27 protein-coding genes and 1 tRNA gene are annotated in these 25,734 nt (G+C 73.0%); 16 read left to right on the top strand and 12 right to left on the bottom strand.

All coding sequences use genetic code 11. From position 1 onward, the window contains the following. Positions 1–6 precede the first annotated feature (6 nt). Together FHU40_RS27805 and FHU40_RS19695 are read left to right on the top strand one after the other, a co-directional pair. The gene (locus FHU40_RS27805) at positions 7–525 is read left to right on the top strand and encodes a hypothetical protein (RefSeq protein ID WP_221200076.1); all 519 of its coding nucleotides are present in this window, start codon (positions 7–9) and stop codon (positions 523–525) included. Positions 526–533: 8 nt separating this feature from the next. Next, a complete protein-coding gene (locus FHU40_RS19695; protein WP_183594066.1) occupies positions 534–1,013 on the top strand; it encodes a DUF421 domain-containing protein in 480 nt (159 codons plus the stop codon). A 13-nt stretch (positions 1,014–1,026) separates the two neighbouring features. Here the strand turns inward: FHU40_RS19695 and FHU40_RS19690 are convergent, their stop codons facing one another. Together FHU40_RS19690 and FHU40_RS29660 are read right to left on the bottom strand one after the other, a co-directional pair. Continuing rightward, entirely contained in the window at positions 1,027–2,502 is a 1,476-nt protein-coding gene (locus FHU40_RS19690; protein WP_183594065.1) for a SpoIIE family protein phosphatase, read from the bottom strand. Positions 2,503–2,546: 44 nt separating this feature from the next. Then, on the bottom strand, positions 2,547–3,728 hold the full coding sequence (locus FHU40_RS29660) for an alcohol dehydrogenase catalytic domain-containing protein (RefSeq protein ID WP_183594064.1): 1,182 nt from the start codon (positions 3,726–3,728) through the stop codon (positions 2,547–2,549). 266 nt (positions 3,729–3,994) lie between these two features. Here FHU40_RS29660 and FHU40_RS19680 point away from each other — a divergent pair, with 266 nt between their 5' ends. Genes FHU40_RS19680 through FHU40_RS19670 form a run of 3 tightly spaced genes read left to right on the top strand, consistent with a single transcriptional unit; the run spans position 3,995 to position 6,205 of the window. Beyond that, positions 3,995–4,825: a sigma-70 family RNA polymerase sigma factor gene (locus FHU40_RS19680; protein ID WP_183594063.1), complete on the top strand. Its 831-nt coding sequence runs from the start codon at positions 3,995–3,997 to the stop codon at positions 4,823–4,825. Continuing rightward, positions 4,822–5,799: an LLM class F420-dependent oxidoreductase gene (locus tag FHU40_RS19675; RefSeq protein WP_183594062.1), complete on the top strand. Its 978-nt coding sequence runs from the start codon at positions 4,822–4,824 to the stop codon at positions 5,797–5,799. Before FHU40_RS19680 ends, FHU40_RS19675 begins: the two co-directional genes overlap by 4 nt. Before the next feature lie 37 nt (positions 5,800–5,836). Further along, the gene (locus FHU40_RS19670; protein WP_183594061.1) at positions 5,837–6,205 is read left to right on the top strand and encodes a hypothetical protein; all 369 of its coding nucleotides are present in this window, start codon (positions 5,837–5,839) and stop codon (positions 6,203–6,205) included. Here the strand turns inward: FHU40_RS19670 and FHU40_RS19665 are convergent, their stop codons facing one another. Then, positions 6,206–6,445 (bottom strand): hypothetical protein, encoded by a 240-nt coding sequence (locus tag FHU40_RS19665; protein ID WP_183594060.1) that lies wholly within the window; start codon positions 6,443–6,445, stop codon positions 6,206–6,208. 61 nt (positions 6,446–6,506) lie between these two features. Here FHU40_RS19665 and FHU40_RS19660 point away from each other — a divergent pair, with 61 nt between their 5' ends. Continuing rightward, complete coding sequence (locus FHU40_RS19660; protein ID WP_183594059.1) at positions 6,507–7,187, top strand: HAD family hydrolase; 681 nt, start codon at positions 6,507–6,509, stop codon at positions 7,185–7,187. Here FHU40_RS19660 and FHU40_RS19655 read toward each other — a convergent pair. After that, positions 7,168–7,437, bottom strand: coding sequence for a hypothetical protein (locus tag FHU40_RS19655; protein ID WP_183594058.1), 270 nt, complete (start codon positions 7,435–7,437; stop codon positions 7,168–7,170). The two genes, FHU40_RS19660 and FHU40_RS19655, sit on opposite strands and share 20 nt — an antisense overlap. A 119-nt stretch (positions 7,438–7,556) precedes the next feature. Between FHU40_RS19655 and FHU40_RS19650 the strand changes: the two genes are divergently transcribed. Then, a complete protein-coding gene (locus FHU40_RS19650) occupies positions 7,557–7,712 on the top strand; it encodes a hypothetical protein (RefSeq protein WP_183594057.1) in 156 nt (51 codons plus the stop codon). A gap of 5 nt (positions 7,713–7,717) precedes the next feature. Beyond that, positions 7,718–7,891, top strand: a complete 174-nt coding sequence (locus FHU40_RS19645) for a hypothetical protein (protein ID WP_183594056.1) — start codon at positions 7,718–7,720, stop codon at positions 7,889–7,891. A gap of 131 nt (positions 7,892–8,022) precedes the next feature. Here FHU40_RS19645 and FHU40_RS19640 read toward each other — a convergent pair whose 3' ends face one another. The 5 genes from FHU40_RS19640 to FHU40_RS19620 all read right to left on the bottom strand — a co-directional run bounded on the left by FHU40_RS19640 (position 8,023) and on the right by FHU40_RS19620 (position 13,466). Next, positions 8,023–9,702, bottom strand: a complete 1,680-nt coding sequence (locus FHU40_RS19640; RefSeq protein ID WP_183594055.1) for a SelB domain-containing protein — start codon at positions 9,700–9,702, stop codon at positions 8,023–8,025. Next, complete coding sequence (selA, locus tag FHU40_RS19635) at positions 9,702–11,003, bottom strand: L-seryl-tRNA(Sec) selenium transferase (protein ID WP_183594054.1); 1,302 nt, start codon at positions 11,001–11,003, stop codon at positions 9,702–9,704. Before selA ends, FHU40_RS19640 begins: the two co-directional genes overlap by 1 nt. 23 nt (positions 11,004–11,026) lie before the next feature. Further along, positions 11,027–11,121 (bottom strand) — tRNA-Sec (locus tag FHU40_RS19630). A 309-nt stretch (positions 11,122–11,430) separates the two neighbouring features. Then, on the bottom strand, positions 11,431–12,789 hold the full coding sequence (locus FHU40_RS19625; RefSeq protein ID WP_183590707.1) for an IS1380 family transposase: 1,359 nt from the start codon (positions 12,787–12,789) through the stop codon (positions 11,431–11,433). Between the two features lie 134 nt (positions 12,790–12,923). Continuing rightward, positions 12,924–13,466 (bottom strand): GNAT family N-acetyltransferase, encoded by a 543-nt coding sequence (locus tag FHU40_RS19620; RefSeq protein WP_183594053.1) that lies wholly within the window; start codon positions 13,464–13,466, stop codon positions 12,924–12,926. A 94-nt stretch (positions 13,467–13,560) separates the two neighbouring features. On the opposite strand from FHU40_RS19620, the gene FHU40_RS19615 reads away from it, so the two are divergent. Genes FHU40_RS19615 through selD form a run of 6 tightly spaced genes read left to right on the top strand, consistent with a single transcriptional unit; the run spans position 13,561 to position 20,338 of the window. Beyond that, the gene (locus tag FHU40_RS19615) at positions 13,561–14,208 is read left to right on the top strand and encodes a TetR/AcrR family transcriptional regulator (protein WP_183594052.1); all 648 of its coding nucleotides are present in this window, start codon (positions 13,561–13,563) and stop codon (positions 14,206–14,208) included. Positions 14,209–14,248: 40 nt separating this feature from the next. Then, on the top strand, positions 14,249–14,827 hold the full coding sequence (locus tag FHU40_RS29960) for a dehydrogenase (protein WP_183594051.1): 579 nt from the start codon (positions 14,249–14,251) through the stop codon (positions 14,825–14,827). 12 nt (positions 14,828–14,839) lie between these two features. Further along, a complete protein-coding gene (fdh, locus tag FHU40_RS19605) occupies positions 14,840–17,515 on the top strand; it encodes a formate dehydrogenase (protein ID WP_183594050.1) in 2,676 nt (891 codons plus the stop codon). Beyond that, complete coding sequence (locus tag FHU40_RS19600) at positions 17,515–18,399, top strand: 4Fe-4S dicluster domain-containing protein (protein WP_215524596.1); 885 nt, start codon at positions 17,515–17,517, stop codon at positions 18,397–18,399. Before fdh ends, FHU40_RS19600 begins: the two co-directional genes overlap by 1 nt. Then, a complete protein-coding gene (gene nrfD, locus FHU40_RS19595; protein WP_221200075.1) occupies positions 18,399–19,337 on the top strand; it encodes an NrfD/PsrC family molybdoenzyme membrane anchor subunit in 939 nt (312 codons plus the stop codon). The genes FHU40_RS19600 and nrfD overlap by 1 nt, the downstream gene beginning before the upstream one ends. Further along, entirely contained in the window at positions 19,334–20,338 is a 1,005-nt protein-coding gene (selD, locus tag FHU40_RS19590) for a selenide, water dikinase SelD (RefSeq protein WP_183594049.1), read from the top strand. Before nrfD ends, selD begins: the two co-directional genes overlap by 4 nt. A gap of 659 nt (positions 20,339–20,997) precedes the next feature. Here selD and FHU40_RS19585 read toward each other — a convergent pair. Both FHU40_RS19585 and FHU40_RS19580 read right to left on the bottom strand, forming a co-directional pair. Beyond that, positions 20,998–22,839: a KUP/HAK/KT family potassium transporter gene (locus tag FHU40_RS19585; protein WP_183594048.1), complete on the bottom strand. Its 1,842-nt coding sequence runs from the start codon at positions 22,837–22,839 to the stop codon at positions 20,998–21,000. Between the two features lie 45 nt (positions 22,840–22,884). Beyond that, positions 22,885–23,832, bottom strand: coding sequence for a TIGR03557 family F420-dependent LLM class oxidoreductase (locus FHU40_RS19580; RefSeq protein WP_183594047.1), 948 nt, complete (start codon positions 23,830–23,832; stop codon positions 22,885–22,887). A gap of 94 nt (positions 23,833–23,926) precedes the next feature. Between FHU40_RS19580 and FHU40_RS19575 the strand changes: the two genes are divergently transcribed. Both FHU40_RS19575 and FHU40_RS19570 read left to right on the top strand, forming a co-directional pair. Next, positions 23,927–24,892, top strand: a complete 966-nt coding sequence (locus FHU40_RS19575; RefSeq protein WP_183594046.1) for an iron-containing redox enzyme family protein — start codon at positions 23,927–23,929, stop codon at positions 24,890–24,892. Then, complete coding sequence (locus FHU40_RS19570; RefSeq protein WP_183594045.1) at positions 24,889–25,092, top strand: CDGSH iron-sulfur domain-containing protein; 204 nt, start codon at positions 24,889–24,891, stop codon at positions 25,090–25,092. Before FHU40_RS19575 ends, FHU40_RS19570 begins: the two co-directional genes overlap by 4 nt. A gap of 23 nt (positions 25,093–25,115) precedes the next feature. Here FHU40_RS19570 and FHU40_RS19565 read toward each other — a convergent pair whose 3' ends face one another. Beyond that, the gene (locus FHU40_RS19565) at positions 25,116–25,733 is read right to left on the bottom strand and encodes an RsmD family RNA methyltransferase (RefSeq protein WP_183594044.1); all 618 of its coding nucleotides are present in this window, start codon (positions 25,731–25,733) and stop codon (positions 25,116–25,118) included. Position 25,734 lies beyond the last annotated feature (1 nt).

Below are 25,734 nucleotides of genomic sequence, written 5' to 3'. Positions count from 1 at the left end.
GGATCCGTGGACGCCACGACCTCCACGCTCTCGGGCGTCGAGACCGGCCGTCCGGGACGCCCGGCGGCCTGGCTGCGGCGCCTCTTCCTGCTGGCGCTGCTGCTGTTCGTGCTCGCCGGACTGTTCGGCCTCCTCGGCGTCCGCACGACGACCGCGAGCAGCGACGAGGCGGGGTGGACGCTCACGGTGGAGCACGCGTCGGTCGCCCGCGCCGGCCTCGACGTCCCGTGGCAGGTGACGGTCACCCACCCGGGCGGCTTCGACAAGGAGCTGACCCTCGCCGTCACGGGCGACTACTTCGACATCTTCGAGTCGCAGGGGTTCGACCCCGAGCCGTCCGACGAGACCCGCGACGGACACACGCTCTACCTGACCTTCACGGCGCCGCCCGGCGACACGTTCGTGGTGGCGTACGACGCGTACGTCCAGCCCTCCGCCCAGACCGGCCGCGACGGGACCGTCGCCGTCATGGTCGACGGCGACCGGGTGGCCGCCACCGACTTCCGCACCCGGCTGCTGCCGTAGGAGGACCTGTGGAGATCGTGATCCGCGCCCTGGTGGTGTTCCTGTTCCTCTGGCTGGTCACCCGCGCGGCGGGCCGCGCGACGCTCGGCGAGCTCAGCACCTTCGAGCTGCTGCTCTACGTGACGATGGGCGACCTGGTGCAGCAGGCGGTCACCCAGCAGGACTACTCGGTGACGGCCGCGTTCCTCGCCGTGGGCACGTTCGCGCTGCTGACCGTCGGGCTGTCGTGGTTGCAGTGGCGGGTCCCGAGAACGCGTCCGGTCGTCACCGGGCGGCCGGTCCTCGTCTTCGCCGACGGTTCGCCGGTCGAGGAGAGCATGGACGAGCAGCGCCTGTCGCTCGCCGACCTGCTGGTCGCCGCCCGCGAGCAGGGCATCAGGCGCACCTCCGAGATCGAGTACGCCGTGCTCGAGGCGGACGGCAGGATCTCGTTCTTCACCCGCGAGGGCGAAGGAGCCGGCGCTCCGGACAAGCCGCCCCAAGGCTGAGGGCGACGGGCGTTCAGGCCTCGTACGGCACCTGCACGAGCTCGAGCACATGCTGGGCCGGCGACCCGGCGGGCGCCAGCAGCCGCACCTCCCCCTCGGCACGCGCGTCCAGCAGCACCTGCACGCCGGCGCTGGTGAGCACCCGAACGCCCGACAGGTCGACCTCCAGCGCCCGAGTGCCTCCCCGCGAGCTCAGGATCAAGGCCCGGCGGAGCTCGTCGGCGCCCTCCTGGTCGAGATCGCCGACCACCGCGAGCCGGTGCCCGTCGACCTCCAGCCGGAAGCCCCGAGCCACCACGGGCCCGAGGCGTCCGGACGGCACACCACGCAGGATCACGGCCGGGCGCGTCAGCAGGTGCCGGATCGTGGCCCGGGTGCCGAACTCCCCCCGCTCCAGGGTGAGGTCGTCCATGAACCCGCGCACCAGGGCCAGGCCCCGGCCCCGGTTGCCCGGGATGTCGGGCCGGTCCCGCCAGCGACCGTCGTCGACGACCTGCACCGCCAGTACGCCGGTGGGCTCCAGCACGGCGGTGAGGCGCACCTGGTCCTGCACCCCCGGCTGCTCGTAGGCGTGCTCTGCCGCGTTCGCCACCAGCTCGCCGACCGCATGCCGCACCGCGAGGTCGTCCAGCACACTCACGTGCAACGGCGCCATCCAGGCGCCGAGATCGGCCCGCGCGGCGCGCGCCGCATCGGGGATCGCCGGCAGCTCCAGCAGCAGCGGCGCGATCGGCTCGACCCGCCGCAGCGCCACCAGGGTGATGTCGTCGTCATAGCCCGTGGCGCTCGTCACCAGCTCCAGGATCCCGCGGGACACCCGGTCGGCGAGCTGGTCGTCCGTCCCGTCGGTGCCGTCCAGCCGGCCGACGACGCTCCCGCTCACGGCCTCCAGCAGCTCGGCGGCTCCCTCCGCCGGCGTACGACCCGGCCGCTTCACGAGACCGTCGCTGTAGAGCAGCACGAGCTCGCCCCGCCGGAGATGATGGGTGAGCGTCGGGAACGTGCCATCACCGCTCCCCAGCGGGACGGCGCCGGAGGTCGGCAGGTACGACGCGCGCCCAAAGGGATCGACCACGATCGGCGGGGGGTGCCCCGCGGTGCAGTAGCAGAGGTCGCCGGACGCGGGGTCGACCGCCGCGGCGCAGATCGTCGTCGCCCGCGTCTCCGGGGCGCGCCGCGCTCGCCGGTCCAACGCCCGGAGCGCGGCGGCGAGGTCACCCTCGTCACGGACCCGGTCGTCGAACACCGTGCGCAGCCCGCCCGTCGCGGCCGAGGCCTCGACACCGGCCCCGACGACGTCGCCGACGCAGACCACGAGCCGGCCGTCCTCGAGCGGGATCACGTCGAACCAGTCGCCGCCGACATGGGTCTCCGCGAGCAGGTAGCGAGCAGAGACCTCCACGCCCGGTACGACGGGGATCCCCTTCGGCAACAGCGCGTCGTGGACCCGGAGCACCAGGTCCGCCTCCCGACGCTGCCGGTCCTCCATGCCACCGTCCTTCCCCGTTGTCCGTTCGTCGCAGGGACAGGTCGTCAGAGCTGGAAGACGACCTTCACCATGCCGTCCTCCTTGGCCCGGAACCTGGCGTACGCGTCCGGGGCCCGGTCCAGCGGCAGCCGGTGGGTGGCGAACGTCTCGACCCCCAGCCGGTCGTCGTCCTCGGTGAGCGTGCCGAGGATCCGGTCGGTCCAGGCGCGCACGTTCGCCTGCCCCATCCGCAGCTGCACCTGCTTGTCGAAGAGCTGCATCATCGGAAGTGGATCCATCGCGCCGCCGTACACCCCCGAGATCGAGATCGTGCCGCCGCGGCGCACCGCCTCGATCGCCGTCTGCAACGCGGCGAGCCGATCAATCCCGGCCCGCGTCATCACCGCGCCGGCGACCCTGCTCGGCAGCAGGCCGAGCGCCTTCTGTGCCGTCTCAGCGACCCGCGACCCGTGCGCCTCCATGCCCACCGCGTCGATCACGCTGTCGGCACCGCGGCCGTCGGTCAGCTCGCGCACCACCGCCGGCACGTCGTCGCACTCGGTCAGGTCGATGGTCTCGGCGCCCCGGGCCGCCACCCGGGCCAGTCGCTCGGGCACGTAGTCGACCGCGATCACCCGTATTCCTCGGTCGAGCGCGATCCGGGCTGCCATGTCGCCGATCGGCCCGGCCCCGAGGACCAACAGCGTGCCCCCGTCGGGCACGGCGGCGTACTCCACGCCCTGCCACGCTGTCGGCAGCACGTCGGAGAGGTAGAGGAACCGCTCGTCCGGCGGTCCCTCGGGCACCCGGACCGGCAGGAAGTCGGCGAACGGCACCCGCAGGTACTCCGCCTGGCCGCCGGGCACCTGGCCGTAGAGCTTGCTGTAGCCGAAGAGGCTCGCGCCGGTGCCCTGGTCGCGGTTCTGGGTGGTCTCGCACTGGCTGTAGAGGTCGCGCTCGCACATCCAGCAGCCACCACAGCTCACGTTGAACGGGACGACGACCCGGTCTCCCGCCTTCAGGTCGCGAACACCCGATCCGACCTCCTCCACGATGCCCATCGGCTCGTGGCCGACGACGTCGCCCGGAGTCATGAACGGCGCCAGCGGGTCGTAGAGGTGCAGGTCGGACCCGCACAGACCGGTGCTGGTGATCCGCACGATCGCGTCGGTCGGCTGCTCGATCGAGGGGTCCGGGACCTCCTCGACCCTCATGTCCTGCCGGCCCTGCCAGGTCACTGCCTTCACGACTCACCCTCCTGCTGACGTCGTTCGGATGACCGTCCGTACCCAGGATCGGCGGGAGGATTCGACCCGTTGGGGTGAGACGACGCCTCCCCCGGAGGGCGCATGGTGGGAGCCGGGCACCGACGGATCCGGCGATGCCCGGCCGACGAAGGTCGGCGGCTTGTATCCGTCGGCAGCGCGGGTAGCGTCGCCAGTGAGTCCGGACGCAGCCTCACCTTGCCGAGAGTCGGCAGGGCGCACCATCACAGACGAGATGGAGTGACCTGATGGCACGATCCTCATCCCTGCTCCCCCCACTGACCGACGCGGAGGCACACTCCAGCGACTGCGGCCTCAGCCGCACGGAGCGCGCCGAGCAGACCGACACCCTGCTCCGGGCGGCGCACGAGACGCCAGATCGCGGCGAGGCCGACGCCCTGCGTGCCCGCGCCGTGCTCATCAACCGCGGGGTCGCCGAGGCCGTGGCCCGGCGCTACCGCCAACGCGGACTGCCGCAGGACGACCTGAACCAGGTGGCCTACGAGGGCCTCACCAAGGCGGTGACCCGCTTCGACCCGTCCCTGCGCAACGACCTGCTCACCTTCGCCGTCCCCACCATCCGCGGCGAGCTCCAGCGCTACTTCCGCGACCAGGGCTGGACGGTGCGGCCACCGCGCCGGATCCAGGAGCTGCAGAGCCACGCGAACGCCGTCGTGCGCGAGCTCGAGCAGGACCTCGGCCGCGAGCCCACCGGCGAGGAGGTCGCCGACGAGCTCGACATCCCCGTCGAGGAGTACGACGAGGCGATGGCCGCGCTCGGCTGCTTCCAGCCGACCTCGCTCGACCTGCCCGTCGGCGCGGAGTCGGCGACGCTCGGCGACCTGCTGCCCGACACCGACGAGGACCACGACGCCAGCGACGCACGACTGATGCTCGAGCCCGTCGTCCGCCGGCTCTCGGAGCGGGACCGCCGGATCCTCTACCTGCGCTTCTTCGAGGACCTCACCCAGGCTGAGATCGGCGACGACCTCGGGGTCACCCAGATGCAGGTCTCCCGGCTGCTGGCCCGGATCCTCGGCGACATGAGGCACGAGCTGGACCAGCACCACGCGCGATGACCAGCTTCGGCTACACGCTGATGACCGAGCAGAGCGGGCCGCGCGAGCTGCTGCGCTACGCCGGCGCCGCCGAGCGGGCCGGCTTCGACTTCGAGGTGATGAGCGACCACTACTCGCCATGGTTGGTCGAGCAGGGGCACGCGCCGTACGCGTGGACCACCCTCGGCGCGGTCGCCCAGGCGACCTCGCGCGTCGGGCTGATGACGTACGTGACCTGTCCGACGCTGCGCTACCACCCGGCCGTCGTCGCCCAGAAGGCCGCGACCCTGCAGATCCTGGCGGATGGCCGCTTCACGCTCGGTCTCGGCAGCGGAGAGAACCTCAACGAGCACGTGGTCGGTGCGGGCTGGCCCGCGATCCAGGACCGTCAGGAGATGCTCCGCGAGGCCGTCGAGATCATCCGGGCGCTGCACACCGGCGAGCTGATCGACCACCGCGGCGAATACTTCCAGGTGGACTCCGCACGGATCTGGGACCTCCCCGAGGAGGGTGTCGAGATCGGTCTGGCCGTCGCCGGTGATCGCGCGGTCGAGGCCTTCGCGCCCCTCGGGGACCATCTGATCGGCGTCGAGCCCGATCCGTCGCTGATCACCGCCTGGAACGCCGTCGACGGCGCTCGCGTGATCGGCGAGCGCGCGCGGGCGATCGGCCAGATCCCGATCTGCTGGGACCCCGACGAGGAGGCCGCCGTACGGCGCGCACACGAGCAGTTCCGGTGGTTCGGCGGCGGTTGGGAGGTCAACGCCGACCTGCCCACCCCGGCGGGGTTCGCCGGCGCCACCCAGTTCGTCCGCCCCGATGACGTGGCCGACGCGATCCCCTGCGGTCCCGACCTCGATCGCGCCGCCGAGGCGATCACGGCGTACGTCGACGCCGGGTTCACGGACGTCGCGATCGTGCAGATCGGCGACGAGGGCCAGGACCGGTTCCTCGACGAAGCAGCCGGTCCGCTGCTGGAGCGACTCCGGTCCTGAGCCGTTTGCGGATCGGAGGGACGGGCACCGAGGGCCCATGGGCGCACTGCTGGTCCCCTTGATCCTGCTCGTCGTCATCCTGATCGCCGTGGGCGTCGGCGTGCGGGCGTGGGCGGCTCGGCGAGAGGCCGTGGCCGAGGACCTGGCGCGGCCGACGACCTCGACCCTCGACTATCACGTGCCGCCCGGGCAGGACCCGGTCGTGGTGCTCACGGCGCTGTCGACCGAGGGCTTCTCGGCCACCGCCGACCCACACCGGACCGACCTCGTGCACATCTCGTGCCCGGCGGGCGTCGACCGCGACCGGGCTCGGGTCCGCGCCACCATCGCGTCGGCGCACAGCACCGCGATCGACACCGGAGCGTCGATGGACCCCACCCCGGTGCGGTTCGCCGACGAGGAGTGATCAGCGGTCCTCGGGGCGGTCCGACTCGGCGATCGGCCGGTCCACCGGCGGCTCGTCGTACTGCCGGCGCTCGGCCTCGTCGAAGTCGGCCTGCTCGGGCCGGTTGGGCTGCTCGTCCGGATCGAGGTCGACCCGCTCCGCGACGTCGGCGCGGGACAGATCCTCCTCGTCGGGCACGCCGGGCGCGTCGACGGGGCGATGCTCCTCAACCGGTTGCTTCGTGTGCTCACGCTCTCCCATGCCGGGCAAGTACCCGGCCGCCCGCGGCGCATGCCGCCAACCGCCTGGGTACCGCACGGTCATGACCGCCACCACCGCCGTGCTGTTCGACATCGACGGCACACTCGTCGACTCGACCTACCACCACGCCGTCGCCTGGCACCGCGCCTTCGCCCGCCACGACGTGGCGCAGTCGCTGTGGCGGATCCACCGGGCGATCGGGATGGGCGGGGACCGGCTCGTCGCCCAGGTCGCCGACGACGAGACCGAGGACCGGCTCGGTGACCTGCTGCGCGACGCATGGCGGGAGGAGTACCTCGAGCTCCGGAAGGAGGTCCGTCCGCTCCCGGGCGCCCGCCCCCTGATCGCCGGGCTCCGCGACGAGGGCTACCGGGTGGCACTCGCGTCGTCCGGAGACCCGCAGTTCTCCCGGGAGGCCGTCGAGATGCTGGGCATCGGCGGCGACATCGAGCTGCTCACGACCTCCGAGGACGTGGACGCCTCGAAGCCTGAGCCCGACCTCCTGGGCGAGACGCTGAGCCGTATGGACGGCGTCGAGCGGGCCCTCCTGGTCGGCGACACGGTGTACGACGTGGCGGCCGCCTCGCGTGCCGGTCTCGCCTGCGTCGCGCTGCTCTCCGGTGGCGTCGGCCGGGCCGAGCTGATGGAAGCGGGCGCGGTCACGGTCGCGGCCGCCCCGGAGGACCTGCTCGGCCTGCAGTGGCAGGTCTACCTCTCGGCCGTCACGCCCCCCGCTCGCTGAGCATCCGGTCGACCTCGCTCCCGGAGCGGCGCAGCACGCTGACCCGGCAGCCCTCGGCCCGCTCGCAGGCGGCGAGGATCTCGACCACGGACGGGTCCAGCGAGTCGACCGCGGTCAGGTCGACGATGAACACCGGACCCGGGTCGCCGATGGCCGCGAGCGCGTCCTCGACGGCCCCCCGGTCGCCCTCCTCGAACCTGCCCGCCAGCCGCAGCCGGTGCTGGCCGGCCTCCCACGTGATCGTGCCCAACGCTCGTCCTCCCCCTGTCACCGACCCGGTACCCGATCGACCGGGCGCAACTCGGCCCGGACCAGCCGGGATCAGCCGGGATCAGGTGTGCGCCGCGCGCGGGGTGGGCACTGGACGTCGTGACCGACGACGAACGGCGACGCCACGCGGGCGCGAAGCAGCCGCTGAGCACCCGGCCGCGCCCCCAGATGACGCCCGTGCTGGTCGCGGCCGGGCTCGTCATGCTGATCGTGGTGGTCTTCCTGCTGATCACCGCGCTGGGCTACCACGGTTGATCGACATGAACCTGACACCCGCGCAGACCGCCAAGCTGGTGGGCGGGGTGACCGTCGGCGCGATCATCCTCGTGCTCATCGTCTTCCTCGTCATCACCTGGATCAACGGCGATCCGACCAACGACCTGAAGGAGCACCAGCCGTCGCCCTCGCCGTCTAGCGCACGGACGCTGCCGTGATGAGACAACCCTCACGTGTGCGGCCCCGAGGACCGGGGTAGGTGCGGGCGATGGAAGAGACCCCGATCTACGCGTCGGTCGAGAAGGACCTGCAGATCACCGTGGACGAGCCCCCGACGAGACCGGCCACGTCAGCGCAGTCGACGTCGATCGTCGGACAGTCGCACCGTCCGCCCGGTGCGGTCGAGATGGGCGAGCAGCGGTAGCGCCACCCGGCGGCTGGTGCCGAGCGCCTGCCGGGCCTCACTGGTCGTGAACGGCTGGGCCAGTTCGGCGAGCACCGTCAGCGCCCGCTCGTCGGCCCCGGGCAGCAGGACGACGCGCTCGTCCACGCGGAGCAGCCGCCCGGCCTTGTGCAGCACCGCCAGGGCGGCGGGATCCAGGCCGAGCTCGTCGAGCCGGCCGGCCTCCGGAGCGGCGAACCCCGACAGCCCCGCGCACAGCGTCTCGGCCGCCGCGACCAGCGCCGGCGGCAGGCCGTCGGGTCCGACGATCCGGCCCTCCTCGAGCCGCAGCGGCGCGAGCACGAGCGCATCGACGACCGCGGGGTCGGGCAGGCCGAGTGCGTGCGCGGCGGCGCCGGACGCCACCGGACCGTCGACCACGAGTGACGAGAGCCGTGACCGCAGTTCGCGGGCCAGCCCCGGCGCGACCAGCCAGTCGCCCACGACGACGGTGCCGGGCGGCAGCGGCTCGATCGGCAGTCCGGCGCGCGTCAGCAGCGACCGGCGGACGACGCCGCGCAGCCGCAGCTCGGCCTCCGGCGTGCCGTCGTGGGAGGCGATGTCACGCCGCCGGCGCGGCGGGACGGGGTCGAGCACCCGCACGCCCCAGGCCCGGCGGCTGCCCGGGTCGCGCAGCACTGCGCGGTCGGCGTACCGCAGCGGCAGTGGGCGCTCCAGCCGGAGCCGCGCGACGCCCGGCGCGAGCAGGTGCGCGCGGGTGCCGAGGTGGGCCGAGCCGACGTGCAGGACGGGGTGCGCGGGCAGCCGGTCCGGACCGGTGAGGCGTACGTCGACGACGGCGGTCGCCTTGAATGCGCGCGGCGTCACCAGCACACTCCCCCGCCCGATCGACTCCGGAGCGCGCCCGCCCAGGTCGAGGGCGACCCGCGCCACCCCGGACACCGCGGGCCGGGGCGTCCCGAGCGACTCGAGGCCACGCACCCGCACCTCGGCGTCGCCACAGGCGAGCACGTCGCCGACGCGGATGGTGCCGGCGGGCAACGTGCCGGTGACCACGGTCCCGGCGCCGCGCACGTGGAAGCGCCGGTCCACCCAGAGCCGCACGTCGGCGGTGGGGTCCGGGGCCGGCACGGCGGCGAGCACCGAGGCCAGCGTCGACCGCAGCCCGTCGAGGCCGGCGCCGGTCCGCCCGCTGACGACGACGTCGGGAATCCCGCGCAGCGACGTCGCGTCGACCTCGGCGCGGGCCCGGCCCAGTGCCCGCGCCGGGTCAGCCAGGTCCGCCCGGGTCACGACCAGCACGCCGTGCGCGACCTCGAGCGCGTCGAGCGCGGCGAGGTGCTCGGCCGCCTGGGGCATCCACGGATCGTCGGCGGCCACCACGAGCATCGTCACCGGCACCGGTCCCACACCGGCGAGCATCGTCGTCACGAAGCGCTCGTGGCCGGGCACGTCGACGAACGCCACCTCGCCCACCTCGGGCAGCGACGTCCAGCAGTAGCCGAGCTCGATGGTCAGCCCGCGCCGCTTCTCCTCCGCGAGCCGGTCGGGATCCTGACCGGTGAGCGCCGCCACCAGCGTCGACTTGCCGTGGTCGACGTGGCCGGCGGTCGCGACGACGTGCATCAGGGAGCCACGCGGCGGACCGCCTCGACCAGCACCTCGTCGAGCTCCTCCGGCACGGTCAGCAGGTCGAGGTGCAGCCGCCCGTCGTGCACGTGCCCGACCACGGCCGGATCGCCGAGTCGCAGCGGGGCCGCGAGCGCGGCGGGCAGCGCGAGCGCGGCACTGGGCAGCGGTACGCCGGGCGCCCCGCCGCCCCCGACCCGGCCCTGCGACGGCACGGCCGAGGCGACGCCGCCGAGCTGCCGCGCCAGTCGCGTCGCGCGGGCCAGCAGCTCCTCCGGCCGCGCCGCCAGTGCGGCGGGCACCGGGGGCACCGGGCCGGTCAGCGTCGCCTCCAACGCCGCCAGCGTCAGCTTGTCGACGCGCAGCGCCCGCGCGAACGGGTGCCGGCGCAGCCGCTGGACGAGCCCGGCCTCCCCGAGCAGGAGGCCGCACTGCGGTCCGCCGAGCAGCTTGTCGCCCGAGGCCGTGACCAGGTCCGCGCCGGCCCGCAGCACGGTCGCGGCGTCCGGCTCGTCGGGCAGCCGCGGATGCGGCGCGAGCAGCCCGGAGCCGATGTCGACGACGAGCGGCACGCCGAGGCTCGCCAGCTCCGCCACGGAGACCGCCGAGGTGAAGCCCTCGACGCGGAAGTTCGAGGGATGCACCTTGAGCACGAACGCCGTGTCGGCGCCGAGCGCGGCCTCGTAGTCGGCGAGCCGCACCCGGTTGGTGGTGCCGACCTCCCGCAGCCGGACGCCCAGTGACTCCAGCAGCTCGGGGATCCGGAACCCGTCGCCGATCTCCACCAGCTCGCCCCGGGCGATCACCGCCTCCCGAGCGCGGCCCATCTCGGTCTGGCCCAGCGCGCACGCCACGAGTGCCAGCGCCGCTGCCCCGTTGTTGACGACGTGCACGCCGCCCGCGTCGGGCACGGCGGCGGCCAGGGCGGCGAGCGCACCGGTGCCCCGCGGCCCGCGCCGGCCCGAGGCCAGGTCCATCTCGACGTCGGTGGCACCGGCGGCCCGGGCGACCGCCTCGACGGCCGCCGCCGAGAGCGGCGCCCGCCCGAGGTTGGTGTGCACCACGACACCGGTCGCGTTGACGACCCGACGCAGCGTGGTGGCCGCCGCCGGTAGCCGGTCGAGGACCACCGCGACCGCATCCTGCGGCGGGACGGCACCGGTGCGGCACTCGTCGAGCACCTCGACCACGATGCCCTTGACCCGCGCCCGCCCGAGCCGCACGGCCGCCGCCGCGACCGCCGGGTCGGCGAGCACGGCATCGGTGCGCGGCGTACGACGGCGCGGATCGTCGGTCACGGGCCTCCTCTGCGGGAACGCATTGGCGGAGGCGGACGGGAATCGAACCCGCCTGGCCGGCGTGACCGACCACTACGGTGTTGAGGACCGCGCCCGTCACCAGACGAGTTACGCCTCCACGGGCAATCTAGTGGCCATCACCGCTGATTCACCAAGGGTCTACGCACCCAGTGCACGCACCTCGCCGCGTCGGCGACGCTCGGTAGACAACCAGGTATGCCGTCGCGCCGCCGCCTTGCGAGGCACCCACCCTGAACACGGATACCCCCGACGTATCAACGGTGATGACCACTAGCCTCGATCTTTCATGACGTCGGTGGATCGGGTGTCGTGCTGAGCTGATGGGCTTTGGTGGCCGCTGGCGCGGTGAATCGCCGGCCCTCTTGCCGGTTCTCCGAGGTCCTGGTCGTTCGGGCTGGGCGGGTGTTCAGGTGAGGGCGGCGAGTCGGCGGTGTCCGCCGAGGACGAGGTCAGCCCAGGGCCATCGCCGCGACAGGCGCAGGATCCGACGTCGGCCGGTGGTGATCACCCGGCCGGCGACCGCGAGGAGTCGCAGTCGGATCCGTTTGGGTTCCCAGACCCGCGCTGGTTGTCCGTGCCAGGCCAGGACCTGGGTCCAGGTCATGAGTTCGGCGGCGAGCTGGGTCAGCTCGAGCCAGAGCTGGTTCTTGTCGAACCCCTGCAGCGGGAGGTTGGTCGCCCCGGTGTCCTTCAGGGCGCGGATGCGGTCCTCGGCGCGGGCCCGGAGCCGGTGGGTGACCTCGAGATCAGCCAGCCGGCCGCTCTTGGTGTTGGTGGCGAACACCGTGATCCGCCAGCCCTCGTGATCGGTGATCCGCAACTGGGCTCCTGGGTGGGGCCGCTCGCGGCGGGCGATCACCCGCATCCCGGGCGGCCAGCCCGTGAACGTGGTCGGCAGCCACCGAGTCAGCTCGGCGACCTGAGCGCCCTCACGCGGCCGTCCGTCGGCATCGAGTGCCCTGCGCCACGCCTGCTTCGGCAGCACCGCGAGGGCGTCGAGAACGGGCTGACGACCGTAGACGCCCACCGAGTACTCCAGACCCAAGTTGTGGACGTGCCACACGAACGCGTGGACCCCCGAGCCGGTGTCACCACGCACCAGCACCCGCGACCGCAGGTGCTCGGGGAGTTGGGCGAGGGCCTCATCGAGGACCCTGATCTGGTCAGCGGCGTCGTTGGCGGCCGCCTTCCCCGGCCGCAGCATCGCCGCCAACGGCTCACCGGAGCCACCCTGACCGTGGTCGACGAAGGCGAGCATCGGGTGGAACCCGAACCCGCGCTTGAAGTTCGGCGTCGCACCCTCCTTTTCCGAGTGCGCCCCGATCAGGGTGGCATCAAGATCGACCACCACCTGCTCCTCATCGGCGAAGGGCGTGCGCTGCGCCCACACTCGATCGCGAGCAACCGCACGAGCGGCCCGGATCGCCGCGATCGCTTCCTCAGGTCGCTCAGCCAAGGCCTCGATGAGGCGGCTGACCGTCGGGTCGGAGGCCACCGACCCGAACAGCTCCGGCTGGGCCCGGACCACGCCGATGTCGGCCAGGCAGTCGCCACCCAACGCGATCGCAACCGCCAGATCCAGCACCGTCTTGCCCGGGTCGTGCGTCGACCTGCTCGAGCGCCACGGCGCCAACCCATCCGCCAATGCCGTTGCCAGCCCGCTCACACGGGCCGTCGACAACAAAATCGCCGCGCCCGCCGACGAGATCAGCGACTCGCCCCCGCACTCGACACGAAGACCAGAACCAGCCGGGATAACCTTCACCTACGGAGTGCCTTTCCGCTTGGCTTCCTTGGACCTTCGACAAGCCCAAGAATCCCTCGCAGGACAGGCACTTCCGTGCGTTACACGCCGTACTCAGTCACGACTACGTGAAAGATCGAGGCTAGTGCCCGCGGTCAGGCCACGGGGCGAACGGCGCGGGCGAGCACGGGGATGGCGAACGAGTAGGTGACCGTGGCCCCGTCGGGCTCGGCGACCGCGTCGGGAGCCTGGCGGCGGACCATCCGGATCACCGGCTCGTTGGTGACGCTCGCGAACACCTCCACGCGCTCGACGCCGTGGGCGCCCAGGTCGGCCATCAGCCCGCGCGCGAGCGCCGTACCGATGCCGCGGCCCTGGTGGTCGTCCGCCACGATGAGACCGATCTCGGCCACCGGCGTCGCGCCGGCGCGCACCCAGAGACCGTGACCGACCAGCGCGCTCCCGACGTACGCCAGCACGGCGGCGCCGCGCAGGCCCTCCGGCAGCAGCGCGTCGAGCACCGCCGGCGGCGGCTCGGGTCCGAGGCCGGTCTGGAAGCGGCGGTACGACGACTCGAGGCTCAGGCCGCGCAGCAGCCCGGCGAGCTCGGTGCGGTCGGCCCGCGTGGCGCCCCGGATCCGCAGGCCCCTCGGGGTCGGGCCGGAGGTGCGGCGATCCGGGAGGTCGGTGCTGGTCATGGTGGCCTCATCACGATGGATTGAACTAACAAACCGAACGATCGTACTATTTGATCGTCAGGTCAATCCCCCATCCGCACTAGGCTGGACGGCGATGAGCGAGCAACGGGTCGACGAGCCCACCGACGGGCGTGTGCGCCGCGGCGACCGCACCCGTCGGGTGGTGCTGGCCAAGGCGGTCGACGTCGCGTCGGTGGACGGCCTCGACGGCCTCTCGATCGGGCGGCTGGCCGCGGAGCTCTCGATCAGCAAGAGCGGCCTGATCGCCCACTTCGGCACCAAGGAGCAGCTCCAGCTCTCGACGATCCGGGCGGCCCGGGCGATCTTCGTGCGCACGGTCATCGAGCCGGCGCTGGAGTCGCCCGAGGGAATGACCCGGCTGCGGCGACTGCTCGACGCCTGGCTGGAGTACTCCAGCGACCGACGCTTCCCCGGCGGCTGCTTCTTCGGCCGCGCCGCACACGAGCACGCGGGGCGGCCCGGCGCGATCCGTGACGCCCTCGCCGCGGTCGACGAGGAGTGGATCGGCCTGATCACCCGGACCATCGTCGAGGCGCAGGCGACAGGCGAGCTGCGGGCCGACATCGATGCCGGGCTGATGGCCTTCGACGTGGTCGCCTGCCTCGACTCGGCGAACCTGCGCTCGCTGCTGATGGACAGCTTCGACGTCTACGACCAGGCGCGGCGCGCCATCGACCAGCGACTGGCCGACGCGGCCTGCCGGCCGGGACCCGTCGGCTGACCGGTGTTTTCGGCGGGTCAGGTGTGGTTACCTGGCCACTGTGGCGGATCCGCGGACGTTCCTGGGCTGGCCGTTGCTGCGTCAGGTCACGGGCGCGGACCGGCTCGGCCGCGGCCACGCCGCCCGGTCCGAGCGCAGCGACCGCCTGACACCCCGCACCGCGTCGGCAGACCGGGTCGTCGACTCGGTCTGCCCGTTCTGCGCGGTCGGCTGCGCGCAGAAGGTCTTCGTCAAGGACGGCGAGGTCATCCAGATCGAGGGCAACCCCGCCAGCCCGATCTCGCGGGGCCGACTGTGCCCCAAGGGCAGCGCCAGCAAGCAGCTGGTCACCTCCCCCACCCGGGTCACCAAGGTCCGCTACCGCAGGCCGTACGCCACCGACTGGGAGGACCTCGACCGCGACACCGCGATCGACATGATCGCGGACCGGGTCGTCGAGACCCGCAGGAAGTACTGGGAGTGGGAGGCCGACGGACCCGACGGCCGGCGTCGCACCCGCCGCACCCTCGGCATCGCGAGCCTCGGAGGAGCGACCCTCGACAACGAGGAGAACTACCTCATGAAGAAGCTCTACACGGCGATGGGCGCGATCCAGATCGAGAACCAGGCTCGGATATGACACTCCTCCACGGTGCCCGGTCTGGGTACCTCGTTCGGCCGTGGTGGGGCGACCACCAACCTGCAGGACCTCAGCAACGCTGACTGCATCCTCATCGAGGGCTCGAACATGGCCGAGGCCCATCCCGTGGGCTTCCAGTGGGTCATGGAGGCGAAGCGGCGGGGCGCCACGGTCATCCACGTCGACCCGCGCTTCACCCGCACCTCGGCGGTCGCCGACCAGCACGTGCCGATCCGCGCCGGCTCCGACATCGCCTTCCTCGGGGCACTGGTCAACCACGTGCTGAGCAACGACCTCGACTTCCGCGAGTACGTCGTGGCCTACACCAACGCCGCCAACGTGATCGACGAGGACTTCCAGGACACCGAGGAGCTGGAGGGCCTGTTCTCCGGCTACGACCCCGAGGCCGGCCAGTACGACCCGATCACCTGGCGCTACCGGCCCCCCGCCGAGATGACCGACCAGGAGCGCCAGCGCGCCGAGGAGCTCGAGGACGAGGAGCGCCGCGACCAGGAGGGCAGCCGCCACCAGGAGTCCCACCAGGCGGCCCGCTCGGAGAGCCACGGCTCGGGCGGCGCGCCGGTCAGCTGGAAGGGCCTGCGCGACGAGACCCTGCAGCACCCGAGCTGCGTCTTCCAGATCCTCAAGCGGCACTATGCCCGCTACACCCCCGAGATGGTGCGGGATGTCTGCGGCATCGAGCCCGAGCAGTTCCGCCGGGTAGCCGACGCGCTGACCCGCAACAGCGGCCGCGAGCGCACCACGGCGTTCTGCTACGCCGTCGGCTGGACCCAGCACAGCGTCGGCGCGCAGATGATCCGCACCGCCTCGATCCTCCAGCTGCTGCTCGGCAACATCGGCCGCCCCGGCGGCGGCATCATGGCGCTGCGCGGCCACGCCAGCATCCAGGGGTCGACCGACATCCCGACGCTGTTCAACATCCTCCCGGGCTACCTCCCGATGCCGAACGCCGCCCACCACCAGTCGCTCGACGCGTGGGTGGCCGACGACGAGGGCAAGGCCGGCTTCTGGGGGAACGTCCGCTCGTACGCCGTGAGCCTGCTGAAGTCCTACTGGGGCGACGCCGCGACCGCGGACAATGACTTCTGCTTCGACTACCTGCCGCGGGTCACCGGCGACCACTCGACGTACACCACCGTCAAGGCGATGATCGAGGGCCGCTGCAAGGGCTACTTCGTCGTGGGCGAGAACCCCGCCGTGGGCTCCAGCAACGGCAAGATGCAGCGGCTCGGCATGGCCAACCTCGACTGGCTGGTAGTGCGCGACCTGCAGCTGATCGAGTCCGCGACGTTCTGGAAGGACGGCCCGGAGATCGAGACCGGCGAGCTGGTCACCGAGCGGATCGGCACCGAGGTCTTCTTCCTGCCCGCCGCCTCGCACGTCGAGAAGGCCGGCTCCTTCACCCAGACCCAGCGGATGCTGCAGTGGCGCGACCAGGCCGTCGCCCCGCCCGGCGACTGTCAGAGCGAGCTGCAGTTCTACTTCGACCTCGGTCGGCGGATCCGCGCCAGGCTCGCCGGCTCCACCGACGAGAGGGACCGGCCGCTGCTCGACCTGGCCTGGGACTACCCGCTCGACGCCGAGGGCGGGCCCGAGCCCGAGTCGGTGCTCCGCGAGATCAACGGCACCGGACCCGACGGCGCCGCGCTCTCGGCGTACACCGAGCTGCGGGCCGACGGCTCGACGGCCTGCGGCTGCTGGATCTACTGCGGTGTGTATGCCGACGAGGCCAACCAGGCCCGGCGTCGCAAGCCGCACTGGGAGCAGGACCAGGTCGCCGCCGAGTGGGGCTGGGTCTGGCCGGCGAACCGCCGGATCCTCTACAACCGGGCCTCCGCGGCCCCGGACGGCACGCCGTGGAGCGAGCGCAAGCGCTACGTCTGGTGGGACGCCGAGGCGCGGCGGTGGACCGGGGCCGACGTGCCCGACTTCGTGCCCGACCGGGCACCGGACTTCGTGCCCGAGGAGGGCGCGACGGGCCCCGACGCGATCGGCGGCCGGGACCCGTTCGTGATGCAGACCGACGGCAAGGCCTGGCTGTTCGCGCCGCTGGGGCTGGCCGACGGCCCGATGCCCACCCACTACGAGCCGGCCGAGTCCCCGGTGCGCAACCCGCTCTACGGGCAGCAGAGCAACCCCACCCGCAAGCAGGTGCGGTCCCCCGCCAACCCGCTGAACCCGAGCTGGAGCGAGGTCTACCCCTACGTGTTCACGACCTACCGGCTCACCGAGCACCACACGGCGGGCGGGATGAGCCGGACGCTGCCCTACCTCACCGAGCTCCAGCCCGAGCCGTTCTGCGAGGTCTCGCCGCGGCTGGCCGCCGAGCGCGGGCTGGAGCACCTCGGCTGGGCCACGATCGTGACCTCCCGGACCGCGATCGAGGCGCGGGTGATCGTCACCGACCGGCTCCGCTCGCTGCGGCTGGGCGACCGGTTCGTCGAGCAGATCGGGCTCCCCTACCACTGGGGCGGCAACGGCATCACCACCGGCGACTCCCCCAACGACCTGGTCAACCTCACCCTCGATCCCAACGTCTACATCCAGGACAAGGTCGGCACCTGCGACATCCGGCCCGGTCGCCGCCCGCGCGGCCCGGCGCTCCCGGCGTACGTCGCGGACTACCGTCGCCGGGCCGGCATCCCCGAAGCCGGAGAGGAGACCTGATGGGCAGCCTGTGGGGTGGTCTCGACGACGTCCAGGCGGACGCGGGGTACGACGCCGACCATCCGCCCCGGATGGGCTTCTTCACCGACACCTCGGTGTGCATCGGCTGCAAGGCCTGCGAGGTGGCCTGCAAGGAGTGGAACGACGTCCCCGACGACGGCTACCTGCTGACCGGGATGTCCTACGACAACACCCAGGAGCTGGGGGCCTCGACCTGGCGGCACGTGGCCTTCGTCGAGAAGCCCGCCGTCGACCTCGGCATGCCGACCGTGGGCCCGCCCCGGGACGCCGACCAGTCGGCCGCGTCGGGGGACGCCGGGATCCGCTGGCTGATGTCATCCGACGTGTGCAAGCACTGCACGCACGCCGGCTGCCTCGACGTCTGCCCGACCGGTGCGCTGTTCCGCACCGAGTTCGGCACGGTCGTCGTCCAGCCCGACGTCTGCAACGGCTGCGGCTACTGCGTCTCGGCCTGTCCCTACGGCGTCATCGACCTCCGCAAGGACGACGGCCGCGCGTTCAAGTGCACGCTGTGCTACGACCGGCTCAAGGACGGGCAGACGCCGGCCTGCGCCCAGGCCTGCCCGACCGAGTCGATCCAGTTCGGCGAGCTCGACGAGCTGCGCGAGCGCGCCGACCGCCGCCTGGCCGAACTGCACGAGCGGGGCGTCGACGTCGCCCGCCTCTACGGTCGCGACCCCGAGGACGGCGTCGGCGGCGACGGGGCGTTCTTCCTGCTGCTCGACGAGCCGGAGGTCTACGGCCTGCCGCCCGACCCGGTGGTGCCCACGCGGACGCTCGGCTCGGTGTGGAAGCACGTCGGGTACGCCGCGGCGGCCGTCGCCGGACTCGGCGTCGCCGCCTTCTCCGGGAGGAGGCGCTGATGGCCCGCGGCGAGGCGCCGATGGTGCCCGACGTCGAGTTCGAGTCCTACTACGGCCGGCAGATCATCAAGACGCCCACGTGGAAGACCCCCGACGTCCCGCTCTACCTCTTCCTGGGCGGCCTGGCCGGGTGCTCGGCGGTGCTCGCGGAGGGCGCCGCCCTGTCCGGGCGCCCCGAGCTCGAACGGGTCACCCGCCTGGCCGCCGCCGGCGGGGCGGCGGCCGGCACCGTCGCGCTGGTCCACGACCTGGGCCGGCCCGAGCGGTTCCTCAACATGCTCCGCGTGCTCAAGCCGACGTCGCCGCTCTCGGTCGGGTCGTTCATCCTCGCGCCGTTCAGCGCGCTCTCCGGTGCCGCGGCGGCCTCCCACGTCACCGGTCTGCTGCCCCGGCTGGGCCGGCTGGCCGGCGTCGGCGCGGGCGTACTCGGGCCACCGCTCGCGACGTACACCGCGGCGCTGCTCGGCAACACCGTGGTGCCCGCGTGGCACGAGGCGCACCGCGAGCTGCCGTTCGTCTTCGGCGGCTCCGGCGCGCAGGCCGCCGGCGGTCTGGCGATGATGCTGGTGCCGCTCGACCAGGCCGGGCCGGCCCGGCGGATGGCGCTGGCCGGCGCCGCCGTCGAGATCGCCGCGGCCGAGTCGATCGTGCTGCGGCGCGGCCTGGTGGCCGAGCCCTACCAGGTCGGCACGCCCGGCCGGCTGATGCGGATCGCCCGCAACGGCACGGCCGCCGCCTCCGCCGCCACGCTGCTCCTCGGCCGCCGCTCGCGGCTGGCGTCCGCGGTCGCGGGCGCGACGTACGTCGCCGCCTCGGTGACCACCCGGTTCGGGATCTTCGAGGCGGGGCTCGCGTCGGCGCGCGACCCGAAGTACACCGTGGTGCCCCAGCGCGAGCGGCTTGCGCGTCAGGACGGGTCGGCCAAGATGAGCAGGTGACCGCGAGCGCCGACGTCCGACTCACCCAGTACGCCGCCGGCGGGGGCTGCGCCTGCAAGGTCCCACCCGGTGAGCTCGAGCGCGTGCTGGCCAACGTCGTGCCGGCGGGCGGCGACGACCTGCTCGTCGGCGTCGAGAACGGCGACGACGCCGCGGTGGTGCGGATCGAGGCCGGACCCGACGGGCGGAGCCGGGCGGTCGTGCTGACCACCGACTTCTTCACGCCGGTGGTCGACGACCCCTACGACTGGGGGCGGATCGCGGCCGCCAACGCGCTGTCGGACGTCTACGCGATGGGCGGCGAGCCACTGGTCGCGGTCAACCTGCTCGCCTGGCCGCGCGACCGGGTGCCCTTCGAGCTCGCGGCCGAGGTGCTGCGCGGCGGCGCCGACGTCGCCCGCCGCGCCGGCTGCCACCTCGCGGGCGGGCACAGCATCGACGACCCCGAGCCGAAGTACGGCCTGGCCGTCACCGGCATCGCCGACCCGGCACGCCTGCTGCGCAACGACGCCGGCGCCCCCGGCGTACCGCTCACGCTCACCAAGCCGCTCGGCCTCGGGGTGCTCAACAACCGGCACAAGGCGACCGGCGAGGTGTTCCCCGAGGCGGTCGCCGCGATGACCACGCTCAACCGCGACGCCTCCCGGGCCGCCCTCGCCGCCGGGGTGGTGTGCGCGACCGACGTCACCGGGTTCGGCCTGCTCGGCCACCTGCACAAGCTCTGCCGCGCCAGCGGGGTCTCCGCCGTCGTCGAGGCCGCCGCGGTGCCCTACCTCGAACCGGCGCGCGCGTCGTACGCCGCGGGCTACGTGCCGGGCGGCAGTCGCCGCAACCTCGACTGGGTGCGCCCGCACCTCGACGCGCAGGTGTCCGAGGACGAGCTCGTGCTGCTCGCCGACGCCCAGACCTCGGGCGGACTGCTCGTCGCCGGCGAGGTCCCGGGCTACCCCGTGATCGGCGAACTGGTGCCCGCCGGCGCTGCCACGATCACCGTCCGCTGACGGCGACCGAGCCCGGGCACACGGTGGCTGAGGTGTGAAGACGCGCGCGCACGGTGGTTGAGGAAGGCGCGCTAGCGCCTGTCTCGAAACCACCACCTGGTCCGGGTCGGGGGTTCTCGTCGTCGCGAGGGGGGTTTCGAGACGGTTGCTAGCGCAACCTCCTCAACCACCGTCCTCGGGATCACGGTGGTTGAGGAAGGCGCGCTAGCGCCTGTCTCGAAACCACCACCCAGCACCCGACCCACCGCATCCGCCGACGCAGCAGGGTTTCGAGACGGTTGCTGGCGCAACCTCCTCAACCACCGTCCTCGTCGGGCCCGGTGGTTGAGGAAGGCGCGCTAGCGCCTGTCTCGAAACCACCACCCAGCACCCGACCCGCCACATCCGCCGACGCAGCAGGGTTTCGAGACGGTTGCTAGCGCAACCTCCTCAACCACCGTCCTCGGGACCACGGTGGTTGAGGAAGGCGCGCTAGCGCCTGTCTCGAAACCACCACCCAGCACCCGACCCGCCACATCCGCCGACGCAGCAGGGTTTCGAGTCGGTTGCTGGCGCAACCTCCTCAACCACCGTCCTCGTCGGGGTCACGGTGGTTGAGGAAGACGACGTACCTCCCCACCGGCAAGATCCAGTTCCACCGCCGCACGTGAGGTTCGGGGTCACAGATCGAACTCCCGCCCGATCACGATCGTCCGTTCCCGCGGCAGGTCCAGGTGCTCGGCCCGGTCGGTCGCCAGACGGTGCAGCAACAGGAACACCCGCTGCCGCCAGGCGGCCATGGCTCCGGACCGGGACAGCCGAGGGATCGAGTCCGAGAGCAGGTACGTCGCCTCGTCCGGGTCGATGTCGAGCCGCTCGCGGTCCCGCTCCCGCGCCGCGGCCAGCACGCGCTGCACCGAGAGCCGCTCGCGGTAGCCGAGCGTCACGGAGACCCCGAACACGCCCCGGCAGCGGCCGTCGAAGTCGTCGACGTCGACCACGGCCCCGTGTGCCCGGGCCGACGGAGTGTCGCGGACGTCCCAGCTGAGCAGCACCACCCGCTCCGGGAGCACCCGGGCGCGCTCGACGACGGTCCGCAGCGCGAACGGCGCGACCTCCCGATCATCGGTGAGGAAGACCGACGTGCCGGGCGTTCGGTGCAGGCGGGCGTCGAGCCCCTCGAGCAGCTCACGCGGTGTGCCCTCGGCGCGAGCGCGCGCCGCGGCCAGCCGGCGCTGCCCGTCGCGCCAGGTCCACATCACCACGAACGCCGTGAGGCCGATCCCGACCGGCGCCCACCCGCCCGAGACCACCTTCGGCAGCGTGGCGACGAAGAACGCCAGCATCGCGAGCAGGCCGAGGCCGGCGACACCCTGGCGCAGCGTCGGCCGACCCGCCCTGCTGCGGTCGAGCAGCAGGAAGATCGTGACGGTGGTCAGGATCGTGCCCGCCACGGCGACGCCGTATGCCGAGGCCAGCCGGTCGGAGCTGCGGAAGAGCACGACGACGAGGAGCACCGCCGCGGCCAGCGCCCAGTTGACGGCCGGCAGGTAGATCCGCCCACCCTCCTCCTCGGAGGTGTGGCGGGTGAGCAGGTGCGGGAAGATCCCGAGCCCGCCGGCCTGATGGAGCACCGTGAACGCACCGGCGATCACCGCCTCGGACGCGATGATCGTCGCCAGCGTGGCGAGCACCAGCACCGGGACCGTCGCCCAGCCCGGCACGACCGCGTAGAAGGGGTCCGCGGCGGCGCCCGGGTCGCGTACGACGGCGGCGGCCTCCCCGAGGTAGGCGAGCACCAGCGCCGGCAGCACCACGAGCAGCCAGGCGCGGGCGATGGCCCGGCGGCCGAAGTGGCCGAGGTCGGCGTACAGCGCCTCCGCTCCGGTGATCGCGAGGATCACCGCGCCCAGCGACAGGAACGCCGTGAGCGGCTCGTCGAGGAAGAACCGGACCGCCCAGAGGGGCGACAGCGCCCGGAGCGCGTCCGGCTCCCGCGCGAGCGACGCGACCCCGCCCGCGGCGAGCGTCGCGAACCAGAGCACCATGACGGGTCCGTAGAGCGCCCCGATCCGCCCGCTGCCGACCCGCTGGAGCACGAAGACGCCGCTCAGGATCACGAGTGCGATCGGCACGACGACCACCTTCATCGACGAGCTGGCGACATCGAGTCCCTCGGCCGCCGACAGCACCGAGATGGCGGGCGTGATCACCGAGTCGCCGAGGAACAGCCCGGCCCCGACCATCGCGACCATCGTGGCCACGGCGACCACCCGGGCCGGGGCGCCGGTACGCCGCAGCAGCCCCAGCAGCGCCAGCAGTCCGCCCTCGCCGTCGTTGTCGGTGCCGAGCAGCACGCCGACGTACAGCATGGTGACGACGACGAGCAGCGACCAGATGACGGTGGAGGTCAGTCCGTAAACGGTGGCCCGGTCGAGCGAGCCGCCCTCGTCGAGGATCGTGCGCAGCGCGTAGAGCGGGCTGGTGCCGATGTCACCGAAGACCACCCCCAGCGCCCCCACCACCACGAGGAGACCCCCGCGGCGCCCGCCGCCCGCCATCGGACCTCAGCCGAACTCCGGCAGCACGTGCTCGCCGTAGAACTCGATCATCGCCTGGTGGTGCGGCCCCATGTTCGCGACGTAGAGCTCGTCGTAGCCGGCCTCGGCGTACTCGCGGACCTGCTCCAGATGCGGCGCGGGGTCGCTGCCGGCGACCACGGACTCGCGGGTGGAGTCCAACGTGACCAGCTCCGTCGCCTGCTCGAAGTGCTCGACCGTGGGCAGGATCTGCGCCAGTTCGCCCGGCAGCCCGGCGTTCGGCCAGAGCCGGTGGGCGTGCTCCCAGCCCTCCTCGGGGGTCGGCGCGAACGCGACCTTGGCACCGGCCTGCGCCGGCTTCCCCGCGGAGCCCCGCTTGAACCGGCTCACCAGATCGGCGTCGGGTGACGTGCCGATGTAGCCGTCGCCGATCCGGACGGCCAGCTCGGCGGCCTTCGGGCCGAACGCGGAGACGAAGACCTCCGGCGGCGTGTCGGGCACGTTGTAGATCCGGGCGTGCTCGACCGTGTAGTGCCGGCCGCGGTGAGTGACCACCTCGCCGGTCCAGAGTCGACGGATCAGCGCGACGGCCTCCTCCAGCATCTCCAGGCGTACGTCGAGGGTCGGCCACGGCTCGCCCAGGATGCTCTCGTTGAGCGCCTCCCCCGTGCCGACCCCGAGCGTGAACCGGCCACCGAGCAGCTCGGCGGAGGTGGCCGCGGCCTGCGCGACGATCGCGGGGTGGATCCGCGTGGTCGGGCAGGTGACTGCGGTCGTCACCGGCAGGCCGCACACCTGGCTGATCGCGCCGATCATGCTCCACACGTGCGGGCTGTTGCCCTGCTCGTCGTTCCACGGGTGGAAGTGGTCGCTGATCCACAGGCCCTGGAAGCCCGCCCCCTCGGCGGCCCGCGCCTGGGCGAGCAGCTCGGCGGGGGCGTACTCCTCGGTCGACAGGAAGTATCCGATGCGCATGACCCGGCAGTACCCCCGCGTCCCGCGCCGATGCGGGCCGGCTCACCCGTGCGGGCGGCGCGTGTCCCGGTCACGGTGCGGGTACGGGTCGGCCATGCACCGACCCCGGCTCCCCCTACCCCGCGGCCCCCTGTCCGAAGAGCTCCTCGACGCACTACCGGTCGGCACCGACTTCCGCGCGACCCTCGCGGCGGCTCCCAGCGCCACCGGCGACGACGCCGCGCTCGCCCTCTGGGTGCTCCACGAGCTCCACTACCGCGGCTTCGCCGGGGTCGACGACGCGCTCGAGTGGGAGCCCACGCTGGTCCGGGTGCGCACGCTGCTCGAACGCGACCTCGAGACCCGGCTGCGCGCCAGGTGCACGCCGCCCGAGGGCCGCCCGTTCGTCGCGGACGTCCTCGGATGGATCGACGACCAGGAGGGCGTCTCGCTCGCCCGCCACGTCCACCACGACGCCGACCGCGACCAGGTGCTCGACCTGCTGCGCGCCCGCTCGCTCTACCACCTCAAGGAGTCCGACCCGGTCTCCTGGCTGGTTCCCCGGCTCGGCGTACCCGCGAAGGCCGCGCTCATGGAGCTTCAGTACGACGAGTACGGCGACGGCGACCCCAACCGGCTGCACCACCACCTGTTCGCCCTCGGGATGGCGGCCTGCGGGCTCGAGCCGGCGTACGACGCCCACGTCGACGTCGCACCGGCCGAGGCGCTGGAGCAGAACAACGCCCTGACGCTCTTCGGCCTGCACCGCCGACTGCGCGGGGCCGCGCTCGGCCATCTCGCGGCCTTCGAGGCGACCAGCTCGCTCCCGTCCCGCCGGATGGTGCACGGTCTCGAGCGGCTCGGCTTCCCCGACGAGCTGGTCGCCTACTACGCCGAGCACGTCGAGGCGGACGCGATCCACGAGCAGCTCGCGGTGCGCACCATCTGCGGCGCCCTGCTGGCGGAGGAGCCGGAGCTCGAGGGAGACCTGTGGTTCGGCGCCTTCACCTGTCTCGACCTCGAGGACCGCTTCGCCCGGGCGATGCTGCAGCGCTGGGGCGTCGAGGAGCGTGCGGCATGAGCTACGACCACCCCGACGTCATCCTCTGCCCGGGCGGGCCGATGCTGCTGCGCGGACGGCACACCGTCGAGGACGCCGACGGGGTCCCCCACGAGACCACCCGGCCGGTGACCGCCGTCTGCCGGTGCAGCAGGTCGGCGTCGTACCCGTGGTGCGACGACACCCACAAGGTGCTCCCGCCGAAGCTGCGTCCGGCCTGAGGCCGACCTGAGGCCGAGCGGCGCTACGCCAGGTCGAGTCGTACGACGACCCCGCGGTCGTAGCGCCGCACCTCGACGACCTCGGCGGCGTCGACGCTCTCCAGCAGGCCGACCTGCTCGACGGTGCCGAGCTGCAGCAGCGCGCTGCCGCCCGGCAGCAGGTGCCGGCGGGCCACGGCCACGCAGGTCCGAGCCAGGTCCAGCCCGTCGTCGCCCCCGTCGATCGCCCGGAGCGGGTCCTCGGGATAGCGGCCGACCTCGGCCCGGCGTACCCACGGCGGATCGGCGACTACGACGGCGAAGCGCTCCTCGTCGCGCACCACCTCCTCCATGCGGCCCACCCGTACTTCCACCCGGTCGGCGAGCCCGGCCGCCTCGGCGTTGCGCCGGGCGAACCCGCAGGCCACCGGATCCACATCCACACAGACCAGCGAACGCGCCGTGTCGAGCACCGCCAACAGCCCGATCTGCCCGGCGCCGGCGCACAGCTCGAGCATCGGCCCGGCCGGGCCGGTCGCCGCCAGCTCCGCCGCCCACGCCGACTGCGCGGCCGTCCACGGCCGTGGACGCAACACGCGGTGGTCGAAGCTGATCCGCAGCAGCCCGAAGTCCGTCGTCTCGACGGTGTCGGTCTCGGTCACG

The organism is Nocardioides soli (assembly GCF_014191495.1).
In the GTDB taxonomy this organism is placed as follows: Bacteria; Actinomycetota; Actinomycetes; order Propionibacteriales; family Nocardioidaceae; genus Nocardioides; species Nocardioides soli.
This window is presented reverse-complemented; position numbering and strand designations above follow the sequence as displayed.

Coding starts and splice junctions, on each gene's coding strand:
- FHU40_RS19675 (WP_183594062.1), top strand. CDS start 4,822: ATGACCAGCTTCGGCTACACGCTGATGACCGAGCAGAGCGGGCCGCGC.
- FHU40_RS19570 (WP_183594045.1), top strand. CDS start 24,889: ATGAGCTACGACCACCCCGACGTCATCCTCTGCCCGGGCGGGCCGATG.
- FHU40_RS19615 (WP_183594052.1), top strand. CDS start 13,561: ATGAGCGAGCAACGGGTCGACGAGCCCACCGACGGGCGTGTGCGCCGC.
- FHU40_RS19680 (WP_183594063.1), top strand. CDS start 3,995: ATGGCACGATCCTCATCCCTGCTCCCCCCACTGACCGACGCGGAGGCA.
- FHU40_RS19575 (WP_183594046.1), top strand. CDS start 23,927: ATGCACCGACCCCGGCTCCCCCTACCCCGCGGCCCCCTGTCCGAAGAG.
- FHU40_RS19670 (WP_183594061.1), top strand. CDS start 5,837: ATGGGCGCACTGCTGGTCCCCTTGATCCTGCTCGTCGTCATCCTGATC.
- FHU40_RS19600 (WP_215524596.1), top strand. CDS start 17,515: ATGGGCAGCCTGTGGGGTGGTCTCGACGACGTCCAGGCGGACGCGGGG.
- FHU40_RS19665 (WP_183594060.1), bottom strand. CDS start 6,445: ATGGGAGAGCGTGAGCACACGAAGCAACCGGTTGAGGAGCATCGCCCC.
- FHU40_RS19580 (WP_183594047.1), bottom strand. CDS start 23,832: ATGCGCATCGGATACTTCCTGTCGACCGAGGAGTACGCCCCCGCCGAG.
- FHU40_RS19660 (WP_183594059.1), top strand. CDS start 6,507: ATGACCGCCACCACCGCCGTGCTGTTCGACATCGACGGCACACTCGTC.
- FHU40_RS19620 (WP_183594053.1), bottom strand. CDS start 13,466: ATGACCAGCACCGACCTCCCGGATCGCCGCACCTCCGGCCCGACCCCG.
- FHU40_RS19690 (WP_183594065.1), bottom strand. CDS start 2,502: ATGGAGGACCGGCAGCGTCGGGAGGCGGACCTGGTGCTCCGGGTCCAC.
- FHU40_RS19645 (WP_183594056.1), top strand. CDS start 7,718: ATGAACCTGACACCCGCGCAGACCGCCAAGCTGGTGGGCGGGGTGACC.
- nrfD (WP_221200075.1), top strand. CDS start 18,399: ATGGCCCGCGGCGAGGCGCCGATGGTGCCCGACGTCGAGTTCGAGTCC.
- FHU40_RS19640 (WP_183594055.1), bottom strand. CDS start 9,702: ATGCACGTCGTCGCGACCGCCGGCCACGTCGACCACGGCAAGTCGACG.